Source organism: Paenibacillus amylolyticus, assembly GCF_050990605.1.
Classification (GTDB): Bacteria; Bacillota; Bacilli; order Paenibacillales; family Paenibacillaceae; genus Paenibacillus; species Paenibacillus amylolyticus_H.
The window spans coordinates 3,883,593-3,901,060 of the sequence record NZ_CP158832.1 but is presented as its reverse complement, the minus strand read 5'-3'; the positions used below and the strand labels follow the sequence as shown (position 1 = coordinate 3,901,060).

Below are 17,468 nucleotides of genomic sequence, written 5' to 3'. Positions count from 1 at the left end.
TACGTAACAGGCCGCTCAGGGGTAGGTTTCAGAGAAGTGCCGCGGTAAATTCTTTCAGCAGGGTGGAATTTACTCTCTGGGCGCGACTGATATTCTCTTACTGGTCCCGTCATCACGTTTCGTTCAATATTTCTTATAACATACCATGGAAACTTGGCATATGCAAAGGGGTTATGGTCCTGTAAATTACTTGAATAAGTTCAGCTTGCCAATCCGTTCCACAGCTTCGCGTAATCGGTTTTCATCACTTAGCAGTCCTGCGCGCACATAGCCTTCACCATGCGAACCAAAACCAATACCTGGAGCTACGGCCACCTTGGCTTCCCGCAGTAACAAGTCTGCAAATGAAGCAGAGGTATAACCTGCCGGTACAGGTAACCAGCTGAAGAATGAACCTGCCGGTTTAGAAGCTTGCCAGCCAATCGAGGTAAGAGCGTCATAAAACGCATTACGACGAGATTCGTAACGTGAAACCAGCGAAGTGACACATTCCTGAGATCCAGTAAGTGCTTCCGTTGCCGCAGCTTGAATCCCACCGAAAAGACTGACATAGATATGATCCTGAAGCAGATTAATTTTAGAGACAATCTCTGCATTACCTAGCGCGAATCCAACGCGCCATCCAGCCATATTGTACGTTTTGGATAACGTATAGAACTCAATACCCACCTCTTTGGCACCGGGAGCTTGTAGGAAACTTACTGGACGATGCCCGTCGAAACCAATCGCCCCGTACGCAAAGTCGCTGGCAACGACGATTTGATTTCGAATGGCAAATTCAACTGTATCTTCGTAGAACGAAAGAGGTGCCGTTGCCGAAGTTGGATTGTTGGGATAGTTAAGGAACATCAACTTGGCCTTCTCCCGATCTTCGGCTGTAACAGCTTCATAATCCGGCAGGAATGCATTGGACTCCAGCAAAGGCATAAATGACATGTTTGCTTTGGCGAGTGCAACACCGGACCAGTAATCCGGGTAGCCTGGATCGGGAACGAGAACGGTGTCACCGGGGTTAAGCAGGACCTGAGGTAACTGAACCAGTCCTGTTTTGCCCCCGAACAGAATGGCTACTTCAGTCTCGGGATCCAGATCAACGTTGTAATCTTCCTTATAACGTTTGGCGACAGCTTCCTTCAGGAAAGAGTACCCTCTAAAAGGGGAGTATTTATGGTAGAGAGGATTTTCAGCCGACTCTTGCAGTGTTTTCACAATATGGGGTGGTGTAGGTGTATCCGGGTTCCCCTGACCCAGATTGATCACATCATGTCCACTTGCGATTTCACGATTTACATTTTGAACAAGGGTAGCAAAAAATTGGGTTGGTAGCTGTGTCATTACATCAGAAGTTGGTATCGTAAAGGCTGAACGAGCAGTTGTTTGGTCTGAATGGGTCATTATATTTATCACTCCGGTTATTAAATATGCCAATAGTTCTCATTAATTTATCACGCCAATCCCGAGCTGTATAGAGGGAAATCCACTTGATTAGACAGTACATAGGAGCAAAGTACGGAGGATTGTACAAAACTGAAAGTGACCATATCATTTTGTCCATTGAGCTCAGAGAAGCCTTGTTTTATGATAATATCCGATAATGATAATCAATATCATTAAATTATATTGCCAATGCACATGATACAGGGGGAGAAATAGCAATGAAAAAGGGCATATGAAATACGGCAGTACTATTTACGATTACATGGTTATCCATTCTGCTACTGGCTTGTGGAAATCAGGCTACAACACCTGCTGCTGGCGCAGAGGATTCCAAAACAGCCACAGAAACCACAGAGACCACGACTGCGGCGGAAGAGACCAATGAGGGGGAGACCCGGGTATTCAAAGATTGGACTGGGCATGAGGTAGAGGTCCCTGTAAATCCGAAGCGAGTCATCTATCATGGAGAAGTTACCGGGGATTTGCTCGCACTTGGTGTTGTTCCTGTAGGCATACTTCGTCAGGATGGAACTGTATACGATGATCAGGTTGCTCAGGCAGAGGATGTAGGATTTCCGATCAGTGTAGAAAAGGCGCTAGCCTTGAATCCCGATCTGATCATTTTCTCGAACAGTGATGAGGCACAATACGATCAGATCTCAAAAGTTGCACCTACGGTTACATTTGATTCGTTTGGATCAATAGAAGATCGTATGCGTATCCTTGGTGACCTGTTGAACAAAAAGCAAGAAGCCGAGGATTGGATTACGAATCATCAAAAAGCAACAGAAGAGATGTGGAAGCAACTTCATGAGAACGGATTGAAAGAAGGGGAGACTGCTTCGGTATTCACCATGTATCCCGGAAATCGTCTGTTTGTCATGGCGGGTGCAGGATTGCCACAGTTGTTATATGGAAAAGACGGGCTGAAGCCAACTGCGGAAATTCAGAAAATATTGGATCAAGACATGGGATTTGCAGAGATTTCGACTGAGAAATTATCTGAAATTGCCGGTGATCGGATATTTATTCTGGATCCTGTAACCGACGATGCAAAACAATCCACCAAAGAATTACTGGATAGTTCAATCTGGAATAATCTGCCTGCTGTAAAAGAAGGAAACGTGTATCGATTTGATATCGTAAAAGCTTCAAGTGATGCCCTTTCCAGGGAGTGGCTGCTACAAGAGCTGCCAAAACAGATGATCCAATAATTGATGATAAGTTCGTAAGGCGCAATTAACATCTTTGAGTAATGCAGATTTAAAAGTAAAAGGAGCCTTCAACCTTTCGTTGAGCGCTCTTTTTTTGCTGATTAAAGTCATAGCTGGATTATTGACTATCACTCGCTTATAATCAGACCATACAGAATTATTGATAATCATTCTCATTTTAGAAAAACGAGGTGAACCGACATGCAGGCTTTGGATGCCGATGGGGGAGCGTTGTTCTTCTCAGCATTCATGTTTCGGCTGGATCATCTGGTACGAAGAATTGAGCTGCCTGAACAGGTGATGCTGGAAGTTGCTTGCGAGAAACATGCGTTCCTGATCTGCGAGGAAGGGGAGGGGCGTTTATATATTGGAGATGAACAGTATCCGTTTACTACGGGATGTGTTTATCCGCTTTCTCCGGGAGAGGGCTACCAGATTGAACATCGCAATGACTCGGAATTGAAATATTTCGTGATGAACTTTGATGTTATTCATGTGTTGACGGGTGATCCGGAGCTCTATACTCGCCCCGTATTTGTGCATAGAAACCAATTGAATGGCTATCCATATGCTCCGTTAAGTGGGCTGTTGGAACAGATGTATATCATTCGGAACTATAAAACAGACGCCGAATACAGTCATCTGAATGCACAGTTCCAAAAATGGATGGAGATGATCATTACCCGGTACACTTCTCCAAAGACGGAGCAGAGTATGGAAGCAAGGCTACACAGTACAATTCAGTATGTGGACGACCACTATGCTGAAGAAATCACTGTACAGAAACTGGCACGTATTGCGGAGATCAGGCCTGTGCAGTATACGACTCTGTTCAGACAACTCACAGGCCACAAGCCACTCGATTATGTAAATCATGTACGTATTAAACGTGCCAAGGAATGGCTTCGCAAATCGGATGAACCACTTCGGGATATTGCGAGTCGGGTGGGATTTAAGGATGAGTATTATTTCAGCAGGCGTTTTCGCCAAATGACCGGATTATCTCCTCGCCAATATGACAGATCTATTCGGCAGCAGACGTTGGTACAAGATTGGTTGGGGCATGATGTGAATATTCCAGTAAACCCGGAGCGAATTATGTATTACGGAGATTCGGCTGGCGATCTGCTGATGCTGGGCATTCAGATATTGGGAGATCAGACCTATGACGCGGTTGCGCCGGTTAATGTGGAAGCAGCTGTTCAAATGAAGCCAGATTTGATTATTTTTGATAGTAACAACGAACAGCAATATGAACAACTTTCCCGTATTGCACCAACACTCGCATACAATTCACATGCCATGTTGGAAGAGCGAATGCGCAGATTGGGCAATTGGTTTGGCAGACAACCTCAGGCTGAACAATGGCTAACCTCCTATGCGGAGCGTACTGAACATATGTGGGCGAAGATCCATACAGCAATTGAAGCCGGGGAAACGGCATCTGTATTTACATACCACCGGGGTGCACGATTGTTTGTTATGGGCAATATCGGGCTTGCGCCACGACTATATCATCCCATGGGTTTCAGGCCAGTTACCAAAGTGAAGGAAGCACTGGCGGCGGGCAGAGCCTATAAGGAAATTTCGGCTGAAGCAGTGCAACAGTACGCCGGGGATCATGTATTTGTTATGCTGCCTGAGGAAGTCGTGGCAAGACAGGCTACAGAGATGCTGATGAAAAGCCCCAGTTGGAGTGCCCTTCCGGCTGTGCAGAATGGACGGGTGTATCCTGTGGAAGAGTCGACCTGGAATGTGGGTGATGCGCTAACGAGTGATCGATTGCTGACCCTGCTGCCTGAATTGTTGTGTGCAAGTTCATAACAAAAACAGGCTTGCAGTCCTCAGGAGGATCAAGCTATGATAGCAGGTATTACGGTTCAGAGGAGTGCTTGTCATGACAGAAAAACAACAGGGAGAAATGCGTGTAGCCCTGATTCAGGGTGATATTCAGCTCGGAGACCCTGAGGCTAATCATAAACATATGCAGTCGTTGCTTGAACGTGCGGTAGAACAATATCCGGATCTGGGGCTGGCTGTGCTACCTGAGATGTGGAATACCGGATACGCGTTGACGCAAATTCATGAACTCGCTGACCCGGAAGGCCAGAAATCTCGGGAATGGCTGTCTGCTTTTGCTCAGAAACATCAAATTTCCATCGTTGGCGGTTCAATTGCCGAGAAACGGGATGGTCAAATATACAATACAATGTACGCGTATGATCGTGATGGAAAACAGATCACACGATACGATAAATTACATTTGTTCCGTCTGATGGACGAGGAGAAATATTTAAAGCCTGGAGCGGAGCCTGAAATCTTTGAATTACAAAACGGTCTTACAGCGGGTGCTTCAATCTGTTATGATATCCGCTTCCCGGAACTTGCCCGGACACTGGCTTTAAATGGTGCCAAGGCGTTGATTGTACCGGCTGAATGGCCGAAGCCCCGCCTGCACCACTGGCGTACGTTGCTTACGGCAAGAGCGATTGAGAATCAGATGTATGTGATCGCTTGTAACCGTGTGGGTAAAGGGGGAGAGACCGAGTTTTTCGGGCATTCCCTGATCATTGATCCTTGGGGTGAGATTGTCGCAGAAGGTGGCGAAGAGGAAGAGATCGTGACCGGAATTATTCGCCCTTCCTTGGTGGATGAGGTTCGCGGGCGTATTCCCGTATTTGAAGACCGGCGACCTGGTATTTATTTTGGCGAATAATAATAATTGAAATAAAATTCTTCATAAAAGTGTTTATTCTTCCATGACGCGGGTAATGATAACTATCCCGTTACCAAGGAGATGATCAATCAATGGACAACCATGTGAAAGATACGCTCAGGAGACTGGAACAGGATAACACAAGGGAAGATCACTTAAGGGCATTCTTAGAGAATGGAGCAGGAGGCTTATCACCCCCTGATTCAACTGTTCAGGACGAAGGCCGTGTAATGAATCAGCAAAACAGGCTGACAAGCGATCGTAATTTGCGAAAATAAACCGCCAGACATGAAATTTTCTTATGTATGTTTCTACGTTAACATTATAAATTTGCATTAAAGTTTAACAACTTAATAAGCAACATTGTACTCTAACCAGTTACTGTGATTGCGATGTAAGAACTTTATCCTGCGGATGCGGGAAACGAATATATGACAAAAGCTTGGCCCATAAGGGTCAAGCTTTTGTTTGGGTTCAATGTGAAATGTCCTCATACCCATAGGAGTAATTTTCTTAGTCTCCCTTTGACAATTCGGCCACAGTTTGTTGAAACGTATGGATGAATGCTTCGGCTGCCTTCGACAGTACTCTGCCTTGACGATAAGCCACAACAAGTGTTCTGCTAGGAGTTGGCTCAGCAAGCGGGACGTACACAGGCACGAATTCACTGCGCGGCGCACGGGCAATAAAGCGTGGAACCAGTGTAATGCCCATACCAGTGGCGACCAGCGACTGAACAGTTTCAATATTGGTGCTCTCAAACACAACTTGGGGATCAAAACCGGCCTGCTCACAGAGATCAAATGTAAGTTTGCGGAACCCTTGTCCTTTTTTCAATACAACAAAGGGTTCATTCCGAAGCTCTTCAATTCGCACAGGAAGCGGATTCTCCGGATCTGCCCTGCGTGCCAGAGGGTGATTCGGGGGAACCGCCAGATCAATCCGTTCTTCGCCAATGGTTACATAAGACAAGCTTGGTTCTTGTAAAGGAAGAGATAACAGACTTAGATCAGCTTTGCCGCTTGCTGTCAATTTCTCAAGCGTAAGCCCAGAGTCTTCCAACAAGGTGACTTCAATCTCGGGATACGCTTGTTGGAATGCAGGAAGCACATGTGGGAGAAGATGTGAACCCGTGATTGGCATGCTGCCCACAACGACTTTGCCTTTGCGAAGCTGGGAGATGTCTGACATTTCCTGACGTAATAACTCCATGGCATCTACGATCTTCTGAGCTTGCTCAACAAACGTTACACCGGCATGGGTTAACTCTACGGTACTTGTATTACGCTGAAAAAGGAGTACACCCAATTCTTTTTCCAATTTGGATAATTGCTGGCTTAATGAAGGTTGGGCAATATGCAGCTTCTCTGCTGCGCGGGAGAAATTGCGTTCGGCTGCAATTTGCAGCGTATATTGAAGTTGTCTGAATTCCATCGTCATTGGTCATTCCTTTCGTTATGCCACCATTATATCACTACAGATGAAGAAATCATTCTCTTTGGCGGAACTACGGTAAACTTGAATATCAGGAGGGGCTTGTTTATTTTGTATAAAAAGCATTGACAGAGAAGCAACGGAAACGTAGTATAAGACTTATATGATAATGATAATTGTTATCAATTGAAACCTCTGCGATGAGCAGTGGTTTATTTGTCTTTCTCTTATTATAGGTTAAACCTATTACATCTATAGATATTATATCTTGGAACAATGAAGGACAGGGTGATATATTTATGTCATTCAAGAGCTTCACTTTTTAAAGGAAACACGAGGCTCTTCCAAGGACCGAACTTATAATGAGGTGAAAATGATGAGTAAAAAAACGATGTTTGAGAAAATTTGGGAAAATCACGTGATTCATCAAGAAGAAGGCAAACCAAGCATTCTGTATATCGATCTGCATCTGGTGCACGAAGTAACTTCTCCGCAGGCATTTGAAGGTCTTCGTCTCAGTGGACGTAAAGTTCGTCGCCCTGAGTTGACATTTGCAACAATGGACCACAACGTTCCAACGAAAGACCGTTTTAACATTACAGATCCAATCTCCAAACAACAAATTGATACACTTTCGCAAAACTGCCGTGATTTCGGCGTGAAATTGTATGATTTGGACACGGTTGATCAAGGCGTTGTGCACGTTATGGGACCTGAACTGGGTCTGACTCACCCGGGTAAAACGATTGTATGTGGTGACAGTCATACGTCCACACACGGTGCGTTCGGCGCACTGGCATTCGGAATCGGAACAAGTGAAGTTGAGCACGTTATGGCAACACAATGTTTGCAACAAGCAAAAGCCAAAACGATGGAAGTTCGTTTTGTCGGCAAACGTAACCCGGGTGTAACCGCGAAGGATATGATCCTCGCCGTTATCGCCAAATACGGTACAGACTTTGCAACAGGTTATGTTATTGAGTACACTGGCGAATCCATCCGTGAGTTGAGCATGGAAGAGCGTATGACGGTCTGCAACATGTCCATCGAAGGTGGAGCAAGAGCAGGATTGATTGCTCCGGATGAAACAACATTTGAATATCTGCGTGGACGTGAATACGTACCAGCGGGTGCGAAGTTCGATGAAGCTGTAGCAGGCTGGAAGCAGCTTGTAACCGATGAAGGTGCGGAGTTCGACCATGTGGTTGAAATCGATGTGGAAACATTGATTCCGCAAGTAACTTGGGGAACAAGCCCTGGCATGGGAACCGACATTTCCTCGAAAGTTCCTGTTCCGGCTGAATTGCCTACAGAAAACGAACGCAAAGCGGCTGAAAAAGCGCTTGAATATATGGGACTTGAACCGGGAACACCAATCGCCGAGATTCCAATTGATTATGTATTTATCGGTTCTTGCACCAATGGTCGGATCGAAGATCTGCGTGCAGCAGCACAAGTGGCTAAAGGACACACGGTATCCAGTCAGGTTACAGCAATTGTTGTACCAGGTTCAGGACGAGTTAAAATCCAAGCAGAACAAGAAGGTTTGGATAAAATCTTTACGGAAGCCGGATTTGAATGGCGTGATGCGGGATGCAGTATGTGTCTGGCGATGAACCCGGATGTATTGAAGCCAGGCCAACGTTGTGCTTCGACGTCCAACCGTAACTTTGAAGGACGCCAAGGACGCGGAGGACGTACGCATCTGGTATCTCCGGCAATGGCAGCAGCAGCAGCGGTTAAGGGTCACTTTGTTGACGTACGGGACTGGAACTTCAAAACGGAAGCAGCGATCTAAGCTATAACAGACAGAAGGGAGAACGTTTAATATGGAAGAATTCAAAACATTACAAGGCATCGTTGCACCGGTAGACCGGGTCAATGTCGATACAGACGCAATCATTCCGAAACAGTTTCTGAAACGGATTGAACGTACCGGATTTGGACAATTTTTGTTCTACGAATGGCGTTTCGATGAAGAGGGCAACAATAATGCTTCCTTCGAAATGAACAAACCTCGTTATGAAGGGGCATCCATACTGATCTCACGCGCCAATTTTGGCTGTGGATCTTCCCGTGAGCATGCGCCATGGGCAATTATGGACTATGGATTCCGTTGTGTCATCGCTCCATCTTTTGCAGATATCTTCTATAATAACTGCTTTAAGAACGGAATCTTGCCAATCAAGTTGTCAGAAGCGCAAGTTGAAGACTTGTTCCAACGTACAGCGACACATGAAGGCTATGAGATGAATGTAAATCTGGAAAATAAAACGATTACTGATGCATACGGACTGCATATCGATTTTGATCTGGATGAACACCGTCGTCAATTCCTGTTGCAAGGATTGGATGATATCGGTCTGACTCTTCAACATGATGATGAAATCGCTGCTTACGAACAACGCCACGCGGCAAAACTGTTCGGTTAATCGTTAAGTATTGTATAACAGAAAGCTTCTGCTTCGCCAAAGGGACCATGTTCCCATCGGTGAGACAGAAGCTTTTTGTAATTTCAGAAGCCTGATACGAAATCGATACACATTTGTGTAAAAGAAATTATGTTCTTAAATGTGATCTGCTTTTTTATCTTGTTTCCGACTAAATATGACAACGTTGTAACCGGATGATCAGACAATATCTGATAAACTGATTAGTAGATTATGGAAGGTTACATATTGTTATTGATGTTACGCTGCAGAGAATCAGGTCGGATGTTCAAAAGACAAAAAGAATGGTGGATGAGGTATGAAAAAATGGTCGGCAGCAGTCGTTTTTCTTCTGTTCCTGTGTTTACTCCCAGTCATGGCCCATGCAGACACCACTCCCTCGATTGTACTCGACGGTGTAACCATTAACCAGCAGACGGGAGCACCTGCCGAAAATATCGGAAAGACAGTCATGGTTCCGATTCGAATTGTATCCGAGAATCTGGGTTATAAGGTGAAGTGGCAAAAAGCAACCCAGTCAGTCCAGGTTCAAAAAGGAAACAGCATGATTCTAATGACTGCTGGTAAAGATGCAGCTACAGTGAATGGAAACGTGGTGAACTTGGATTCACCTCCACTGATCAAACAGGGAACGACCCTTGTTCCGTTACGCTTTGTCGGGGAAGGCATGGGTCTGCGTGTTGGCTGGGACAATGGAACCAAGACAGTAAGCCTATTTAGTATTCCTCCTGTAGTCGAAACGGAAGGTGACAGTGACCCTGTCGAGGCACCTGTCCCGGATGGTTTGACAGAGCTTCAAGGCATCAGCTTCAGCGGAGATCGCTTGATTGTAGCAACAAACGGTAATATTAGCCCCAAAGTATCCAGTATTGGTGGGCCAGACCGAATTATTGTTGATCTGCCTTCAGCGAAATTCTCTCAGGAATTCATTCAGGGACAAGCCTCTAACCGGGATGGCAGTGGACAGATTCCCGTTACGGATTCATCAATAGTTTCCAAAGTCCGGTATGCCATGTTCAGTAAATCGCCTTCTACCGTGCGTGTCGTTCTGGACCTGAATCAGACGGCTACAGCCAAATGGTCTGTTGGAGATAACAATGTCTTGCTCGTTGACCTGATCGCCACGAGTGGAGGACCGTCAAGTCAACCGGCAGTACCTGCGAATGATGGTAAAACGATTGTGGTCATTGATCCGGGACATGGTGGTCGCCAATCGGGTGCAGTGAGTTTGTCAGGAGCTTATGAGAAGGATTTCAATCTGTCTGTAGGGCTGAAGGTACAGGCCATCCTTCAACAATACATCAATATTCAAACGGTCATTACACGCCAGGATGATACAGAACTTTCGCTCAAACAGCGTGTGGATATTGCTGAATTGAATCAGGCAGATGTTTTTGTGTCCATTCATGGAAACAAATACACTACACCGGTACCAAACGGCATTGAAACGCTCTACAGTCGTAAAGAAAGCAAGACTTTGGCTGACACTCTTCACAAATATGTGTTACCGGTAACAGGACTCAAGGATCGTGGGGTTAAAACGGCTAGTCTGCATGTGACGCGTGAAACAACCATGCCTGCTGTATTACTTGAACTTGGTTTCTTAAGTAACCCTACAGATGAAGCAGTCATGCTCACGGAAGAATACCAGGACAAATGTGCACAGGCAATTGCGGACGGAATTGTTGAATTTTTGGGATTATAAATTGGATTGTGCGCAATTATGAAGGTTAGGGTATTACGTTGTTTAGAGATGTATGCATGATAAATAAGGAAAAAAGAAGACATTAAAATGTAAAAAAAGCTTGATCTGACAACGTTTTTTTTCTGTTATGTTGGAATATATTCGCAACTTTTGAGAGCGAAGGGCGTCTAATAGGTGTCTGGTAATGCCCAAGCGGTCAGTCGGAGTTGGAAAATGACAACATGCGGCAAAAAAATATGAGAATGGTAGGGGTGAAGGATGAAGAAGTTCGGTTTTTTGGTACTGTTATTTGTCTTTGGGCTCGTATTCCCGGGCTATAGTCACGCAGCAACAGACACGAAAATTATCCTAGACGGAAAAGAAATCGTACAGCCATCGGATACAAAAGCGGAAATTATCAACAGCAAGGTGATGGTTCCGATCCGGGTTGTGTCTGAAAATCTTGGGTATAGCGTGGAGTGGAAGCAGCAAACGCAAACGGTGACTATTAGCAAAGACAACACTGCCATGCAGATGATTGTTGGACAGAAGACGGCAACGGTGAACGGCAGTAACGTAAACCTGGATGCCCCGCCACTCGTGAAAAATGGTACTACGCTCGTGCCTCTCCGATTTATTGGTGAGGAAATGGGTCTTAAGGTGGGTTGGAACAATACCACGAAGACGGTAACATTAGTTACCCAGAATTCAGGTTCCGGAAACGGGACAACCACACCTCCGAACTCTGGCAATGAAGGCGGAGGATCGGATCAGGAAGGTCTTGTACTGGTGAACGGCATCAGCTTCAGCGACAACCGCTTCATGATTGCAACAAGCGGAAGTACGAAGCCGAACGTCTTCACGATGACAGGACCAGATCGAATCGTTATAGACTTGCCGAATACCGCATTTGCTGATTCGTTCAGTGAAGGACAGGCTCTAGACAGCAACCAGAATGGACAACTCGTCGTTAGCGGCTATCCGGATGTGTCGAAGATTCGTTACTCGTTATACAGCAACAGCCCATCTACAATTCGTTTTGTAATCGATCTGTCCAGTTCAAAAGGGTACAGTGTGCAAAATGATTCCGGACTGGTTATGATTAACCTCGACAATCAAAGTGGTACACCTGCTCCTCCAGTTGGTAATAATGGCAAAAAAGTTGTCGTTATTGATGCAGGTCACGGAGATCAGGATCCTGGGGCAATCGGTGTAACTGGTAAACGTGAAAAAGACTTCAATCTGGCAATGGCTCTGAAAGTGGAAGCCTTGTTGAAAAAAGAATCCAAAATTGACGTTGTGTTAACGCGCAGCGATGATACATTTTTGGCATTGAAAGAACGTGTGAAGATTGCACAAGACATAAAAGCGGATATCTTCATCTCCATTCATGCTAACAGTGGCCCTACTGCTGCGAACGGTGTAGAGACATTCTATACACGCTCCAACAGTAAAGCACTTGCTACAGTGATGCACAAGTATCTTTTACAGTCTTCCGGACTAAAAGATCGTGGAGTGAAAACGGCAAGTCTCCATGTGACCCGTGAAACGACAATGCCAGCAGTTCTGCTGGAAGGTGGATTCCTTAGCAATAAGAGCGACGAAGCAGCCCTGTTCACGGAGAGTTTTCAGAACAGTGTTGCCAAAGGGATTGTTGCAGGAGTCAAGGAGTATCTGGGAATTCAATAAGGGACAAGCCCTTATGTTGAGGAGGCGGAGTTAGAATGAACAAGAAAATATGGATTGCAGCCTTGCTGGTAACGGTTATGGCAGTTGCTGCTGGATGTGGAAGCAAGCCAACAGCTGCTCCGAATCAGACGCAAGGCGCAGGAACTGAAAACAATGTGACCGAGGTTGAAGGCGAAACAATTACCGAACCGGTAACTGCTGAGCCTGAAGAGAATACAACGCCTACAGAATCCACGGAAGGCAGCTCGGAGGGAACGACTACAACTACTCCGCCTAGCGGAACGTCTACTGAAACACCAGCAACTTACGAAAGTAATGAAAAGAAAACGATCACTGTATTCTATACGGATGAGGAAGAACTGGAGTTGCACAAAGCTTCGGCAGAGATTTCATACGCATCGGATGATGCCAAATATAAGGCTGCCTTTGAATCACTGCAGCAGAGCAAAGACAGCAAACTTGTTCCGCTGTGGTCTAAAGAAATTGAATTGAAGTCTGTTCAGTTCAAGGATGGAGCTCTTACGCTGGATATTCATATGCCAGATACGGCACGTCTTGGAGCAGGTGGAGAATCGTATGCGCTGGATGCTCTAAAACAAACGTTCTTCCAGTTTGATGAAGTGAAATCACTTGATTTACTGGTGGATGGTCAGCAGACCGAGAGTCTGATGGGCCATGTGGATCTTGAACATCCAATGACAAGATCCGAATAGGCTGTACAGCATGCTGTTGTACCGTGAATCCACGGAATATGGGGCGTTTTACATGAGAGAGGGGAATCATAGGTGACTTTTAAATATAACAATCCATCACACTCTAAAAAAGTAGTATCAGCCGTGCTTGCAGGCATGATGGCCCTTAGCGCCGGCGGAGCTGCCATGGCAGCAGAATCAACAGAAACGGGGCAGGGTCAGACTGCTGCGGTAACGAATACGGCTGCACCAACTGGTTTGTTCAGTGACATCAAGGTCGGATACTGGGCCGAGAAACATGTGTACAAACTGGCATATCAAGGCATTCTTCTCGGTAACAACGGCCTGTTCCGTCCAGGAGACGCGGTAACACAGCAAGAAGCTGTAACGATGGCAATCCGTTTTATGAATCAAGAGGGCCAGTTGAATACCGACACGGCTGCGGCATTACCGACAAACATGGAAGTGGGAAATTATTTCAAGCCATATGTTGCGTTGGCACTTCAACTGGGACTGATTGACAAAACGGAAGAATCAACGGTGGATGTATCCAAGACCTCCTGGGGACAAAAGCCTGCTTCACGGGAATGGATTACGAAATTGTTAATCCGTTCATTGGACAAGGATGCTGAAGCAAAGGCACAAAACAATCAATCTACCGGATTTGCTGATAATGCAAGTATCTCCGAAAGTGGTAAAGGTTATGTCAATCTGGCTGTTAGCCTGGATCTGGCCAAAGGTGTTGAAGGCAATAAATTCAATCCAACCGGTTCCGTAACCCGTGCTCAACTCGCTACCTTCTTCAGTCGTGGTGAATCGTTAACGGATACAACGTACCCGAACACATCCACGGGTTATGTGACAGGATTGAAAGAGGGGCAGATCACGCTGGTTGTGGACGGCAAAGCCGTTAACTTCGCAGTGAACAGCAGTACGCCTTACTTTACGAAAGACAGTGAGACTCGTGCTTCCGCCACAGATGTGAAACTATATACGAAAGTTATGGTTGTAGGTTCGGCAGGTGGGGCTTCCTATGTGGAAGTTGTTGATGCTACACCGCAGGTGGAAAGTGTTGAAGGAACATTTGCACGTTCATTGTCTGGTAATAAGATTGGTATCTTTGTGGGCGAGAATTACGAAACGTACAGTTATGATGAGGCAACTGCATTCATCGATCAGAATGGTAATGCAATCAAACTGTCCGATATTACGGCAGATAGTGTCATCGAAGTACAGCGTGAGACGTTCTCGGCTGACAAAAAAACAGTCGCAATCCGTGTGAAATCCGGCATTGTTAACAAGAGTGACAATGGCGTAATTGCTGAAGTATCCACTTCTGGAAAAACGATCAAACTTGTCAATGCAGCGGGTGCTACCGAACAGTTTGCATACAATGACAATCTGCTTATCACATATCAAAACCGTATCATGTCAGTGGCTGATCTCAAAGCTGGCAGCGCCGTGAAATACACCGTAAAGGACAGTGTTCTGCAAACGATCACATTGTCTCAAGGTGTGGAGCAATCTGTGCGTGCAACATTGGTTGAGATCGGTGGCAACCAATCCACGTTAACGTTCAAACGTGAAGGGGGCTCCCTTGAGGCGAAATTGCTGACTGAAAAGCCGGAAGTTATTATTAATGGTATTCAGGATGCGACGCTAAATGATCTAATTACAGATGCAACGAACGGAGATCAGGTGGAACTGTCATTGAACTCTGACGACCAGATAACGCGTATTCAGGTCATTGGACGCCAGATGGAGCCTATGAACGGAGTAACGGTTGTGTCTTACAATAGTAAAACAAAGGTGCTTACCGTGTTGGACAACAACAAAAAACCGTTTGTATTTACATTGGATGAGAAAACCAAACTGGATTACAATACGACCAAACCTACACTGGCTGGTCTGGAGTCACTCTTAAATGATGGGCGCAAATTGGATCTGACATATGTGGGAACACGTGCATTGTCCGTTAAAGTGATTTACAAGTATGAAGGTACGATCAGCAACATTGATACTTCTGGCAAGAAAATCAGTGTCTTGTCTGGTAATCAGACGATTACAGTGCCTTATAATACCGCACCTACAGTTGAGATGTATAATAAATCCGGCGCAAGTCTGGGAGATTTGAAAATTGGTGACAAAGTGACCGTAACGCTTGGAGCCAATCAGGATGTCGTACAAAAGATTGCACTGAACACTGTAGCTCAATTCGAAGTGGTTGCCTTGGAAGCAAATAGTCGTATTCGAGTAAAATCCGATCTGTTGACAAGTCAGTTTTACGTGGATCAAGCGGTACTGACAGGAGAGAGTGGTCAGACGATCACGCCTTCACAGCTGACAGCAGGCAACCTGATTAATGTAACGTTTGAAGGAGCTACGCCAAAAGCGGTTCAAGTCGTGAAGCGTACGCTGGCTGAGGTTACAGCAGTGGATGCTTCATCCGTAACGCTCAAGCAGTTTAACGGCCAGACTGAAACCGTGCCTGTTAGCGGTTCTGTTAAAGTCGTAAAATCTGGCTCTACGTTAACTTCGCTGACTAGTCTTACGGTCGGTGATCGTGTGGAAATGACAAAAGATACGGATAATTCAACACGCTTCAGAGTACTAACTGTCATGAGCAAACAATTCTGGTCTTATGATGGTGTGGGTAACCAGATTTTGGTTAAACGGGAAACGACAGCAGACACAAACTATCGTTTTGCACTCGGATCAAGTGTATTTGTTCACCAGGGTGACAATACTTTAAGCGTGCAATCTCTCAGAGATAATGATAATATTGTATTGTATCTCCTGAACAATGTGATTCTGGAGATTCAAAAACAGTAATCGTTTCTTTTCGAGGATCAAAAGAATGACCGTCTTGATACGGGATCTTTCCCGCATCAAGACGTTTTTTTTGCAAGCTTTTTGAGATCCCCGCAAAGTACTTGGATGAAGCTTCGAAGTAAGGCTCCGCAGAGTGGGGTCATTTTGTGGGAGGTAGCTCTTCATGAATGCAGCGACGGTTAGACATATACTCGAAACTATGGAAGCAATGTTTCCTGATGCACATTGCGAATTAAATCACAGCAATGCATTTGAATTGACGGTAGCTGTCCTTTTGTCTGCCCAGTGCACGGATGAAACGGTGAACAAGGTAACCGCAGATTTGTTCCAGAAGTACAGAAGCCCAGCAGATTATCTGGCGGTTCCTCTCGAAGAGTTGGAACAGGATATTCGGCGAATCGGTTTGTACCGGAACAAGGCCAAGCATATTCAGAACATGTGCCGAATTTTAATAGAGCAGTATGGCGGTGATGTACCGCAGGAACATGATCAGCTTGTGACGCTACCAGGTGTCGGGCGGAAAACCGCGAATGTAGTTGTTTCCAATGCGTTTGGAGTACCGGCAATTGCGGTAGATACTCATGTTGAACGTGTATCCAAGCGGCTGGCGCTTGCAGGTTGGGATGACTCCGTACTTGAAGTCGAAAAGAAACTAATGAAGCGCGTACCCCGGGATGAGTGGACTTTAACTCACCACCGGTTTATATTTTTTGGACGCTACCATTGCAAGGCACAGAACCCTGCGTGTCATATCTGTCCATTGCTGGACATATGCAGGGAAGGGAAAAAACGTATGAAAACGTCCCAAATCAGGAAAGATAAGGAACGTGTCATCACCCGAAAACGAAAAATAAATTAATGAGCAGAAAAGGATGAATAATCATGAAATGCATTTCCGTGTACACTGACAATTTTGAGGCCTTCTCCGATATCTTTGAACAAATCGTTGAACAGGAAATGGCTGAAAATGAAGAAAAAGAAGTAGAAGGCATCACAGTAAGCCACTCTGGCGATGTGCCTGAACATTATCTGGAGCGTATGTCCGTTAAACCAGAAGTTGTTGTTATGAGAGACAAAGGCAGAGACATTACAATTCTGCAACATGGACAAGTATTTGAAATCTTGCTGCCTTCCATGGAGAACGCAGTTTCATAAGAAGTGATTACACTATTTACAGATAAAACCGACTTGTTCGGTTTTATTTTTTTTAGATTAAAGATTTATACGATCATTTATGTATATTCAATTCCAACCGTTCAAATTCAAACTTGATAATGTTAAAATAAACGTTGTAAAAGAGATAGACGTTGAAATGGATGT

General features: G+C 45.2%; 13 protein-coding genes and 1 other annotated feature (1 of these 14 only partly in view). Of the genes, 11 read left to right on the top strand and 2 right to left on the bottom strand.

Annotated features, from left to right (window positions below):
- Positions 1-122, bottom strand: a binding site (T-box leader) (it extends 93 nt beyond the left edge of the window).
- A gap of 64 nt (positions 123-186) precedes the next feature.
- Entirely contained in the window at positions 187-1,395 is a 1,209-nt protein-coding gene (locus ABTV53_RS17365; protein ID WP_421886796.1) for a pyridoxal phosphate-dependent aminotransferase, read from the bottom strand.
- 299 nt (positions 1,396-1,694) lie between these two features.
- Between ABTV53_RS17365 and ABTV53_RS17360 the strand changes: the two genes are divergently transcribed.
- From ABTV53_RS17360 to ABTV53_RS17350, 3 genes are all read left to right on the top strand, one after another.
- The gene (locus ABTV53_RS17360; protein ID WP_433754255.1) at positions 1,695-2,651 is read left to right on the top strand and encodes an ABC transporter substrate-binding protein; all 957 of its coding nucleotides are present in this window, start codon (positions 1,695-1,697) and stop codon (positions 2,649-2,651) included.
- A gap of 201 nt (positions 2,652-2,852) precedes the next feature.
- Positions 2,853-4,475, top strand: a complete 1,623-nt coding sequence (locus tag ABTV53_RS17355; protein WP_433744676.1) for an ABC transporter substrate-binding protein — start codon at positions 2,853-2,855, stop codon at positions 4,473-4,475.
- A 73-nt stretch (positions 4,476-4,548) separates the two neighbouring features.
- Positions 4,549-5,367, top strand: a complete 819-nt coding sequence (locus ABTV53_RS17350) for a carbon-nitrogen family hydrolase (protein WP_421886806.1) — start codon at positions 4,549-4,551, stop codon at positions 5,365-5,367.
- Positions 5,368-5,880: 513 nt separating this feature from the next.
- Here the strand turns inward: ABTV53_RS17350 and ABTV53_RS17345 are convergent.
- On the bottom strand, positions 5,881-6,801 hold the full coding sequence (locus ABTV53_RS17345) for a LysR family transcriptional regulator (RefSeq protein WP_421886809.1): 921 nt from the start codon (positions 6,799-6,801) through the stop codon (positions 5,881-5,883).
- Between the two features lie 376 nt (positions 6,802-7,177).
- On the opposite strand from ABTV53_RS17345, the gene leuC reads away from it, so the two are divergent.
- The 8 genes from leuC (at position 7,178) to ABTV53_RS17305 (ending at position 17,303) form a co-directional block, all read left to right on the top strand.
- Positions 7,178-8,599, top strand: a complete 1,422-nt coding sequence (gene leuC, locus ABTV53_RS17340; RefSeq protein WP_433754254.1) for a 3-isopropylmalate dehydratase large subunit — start codon at positions 7,178-7,180, stop codon at positions 8,597-8,599.
- A 31-nt stretch (positions 8,600-8,630) separates the two neighbouring features.
- Entirely contained in the window at positions 8,631-9,233 is a 603-nt protein-coding gene (gene leuD, locus ABTV53_RS17335) for a 3-isopropylmalate dehydratase small subunit (protein ID WP_433744672.1), read from the top strand.
- A gap of 316 nt (positions 9,234-9,549) precedes the next feature.
- On the top strand, positions 9,550-10,956 hold the full coding sequence (locus ABTV53_RS17330; protein WP_433744669.1) for an N-acetylmuramoyl-L-alanine amidase: 1,407 nt from the start codon (positions 9,550-9,552) through the stop codon (positions 10,954-10,956).
- A 258-nt stretch (positions 10,957-11,214) separates the two neighbouring features.
- On the top strand, positions 11,215-12,624 hold the full coding sequence (locus tag ABTV53_RS17325; RefSeq protein ID WP_433744666.1) for an N-acetylmuramoyl-L-alanine amidase: 1,410 nt from the start codon (positions 11,215-11,217) through the stop codon (positions 12,622-12,624).
- Between the two features lie 35 nt (positions 12,625-12,659).
- Positions 12,660-13,337, top strand: coding sequence for a GerMN domain-containing protein (locus ABTV53_RS17320; protein ID WP_433744663.1), 678 nt, complete (start codon positions 12,660-12,662; stop codon positions 13,335-13,337).
- 72 nt (positions 13,338-13,409) lie between these two features.
- The gene (locus tag ABTV53_RS17315) at positions 13,410-16,148 is read left to right on the top strand and encodes an S-layer homology domain-containing protein (protein ID WP_433744660.1); all 2,739 of its coding nucleotides are present in this window, start codon (positions 13,410-13,412) and stop codon (positions 16,146-16,148) included.
- A 163-nt stretch (positions 16,149-16,311) separates the two neighbouring features.
- A complete protein-coding gene (gene nth, locus ABTV53_RS17310; protein WP_253438436.1) occupies positions 16,312-17,007 on the top strand; it encodes an endonuclease III in 696 nt (231 codons plus the stop codon).
- 23 nt (positions 17,008-17,030) lie between these two features.
- Complete coding sequence (locus tag ABTV53_RS17305) at positions 17,031-17,303, top strand: hypothetical protein (RefSeq protein ID WP_017687779.1); 273 nt, start codon at positions 17,031-17,033, stop codon at positions 17,301-17,303.
- Positions 17,304-17,468 lie beyond the last annotated feature (165 nt).

Coding starts and splice junctions, on each gene's coding strand:
- ABTV53_RS17365 (WP_421886796.1), bottom strand. CDS start 1,395: ATGACCCATTCAGACCAAACAACTGCTCGTTCAGCCTTTACGATACCA.
- ABTV53_RS17355 (WP_433744676.1), top strand. CDS start 2,853: ATGCAGGCTTTGGATGCCGATGGGGGAGCGTTGTTCTTCTCAGCATTC.
- ABTV53_RS17350 (WP_421886806.1), top strand. CDS start 4,549: ATGACAGAAAAACAACAGGGAGAAATGCGTGTAGCCCTGATTCAGGGT.
- ABTV53_RS17345 (WP_421886809.1), bottom strand. CDS start 6,801: ATGGAATTCAGACAACTTCAATATACGCTGCAAATTGCAGCCGAACGC.
- leuC (WP_433754254.1), top strand. CDS start 7,178: ATGAGTAAAAAAACGATGTTTGAGAAAATTTGGGAAAATCACGTGATT.
- leuD (WP_433744672.1), top strand. CDS start 8,631: ATGGAAGAATTCAAAACATTACAAGGCATCGTTGCACCGGTAGACCGG.
- ABTV53_RS17330 (WP_433744669.1), top strand. CDS start 9,550: ATGAAAAAATGGTCGGCAGCAGTCGTTTTTCTTCTGTTCCTGTGTTTA.
- ABTV53_RS17325 (WP_433744666.1), top strand. CDS start 11,215: ATGAAGAAGTTCGGTTTTTTGGTACTGTTATTTGTCTTTGGGCTCGTA.
- ABTV53_RS17320 (WP_433744663.1), top strand. CDS start 12,660: ATGAACAAGAAAATATGGATTGCAGCCTTGCTGGTAACGGTTATGGCA.
- nth (WP_253438436.1), top strand. CDS start 16,312: ATGAATGCAGCGACGGTTAGACATATACTCGAAACTATGGAAGCAATG.
- ABTV53_RS17305 (WP_017687779.1), top strand. CDS start 17,031: ATGAAATGCATTTCCGTGTACACTGACAATTTTGAGGCCTTCTCCGAT.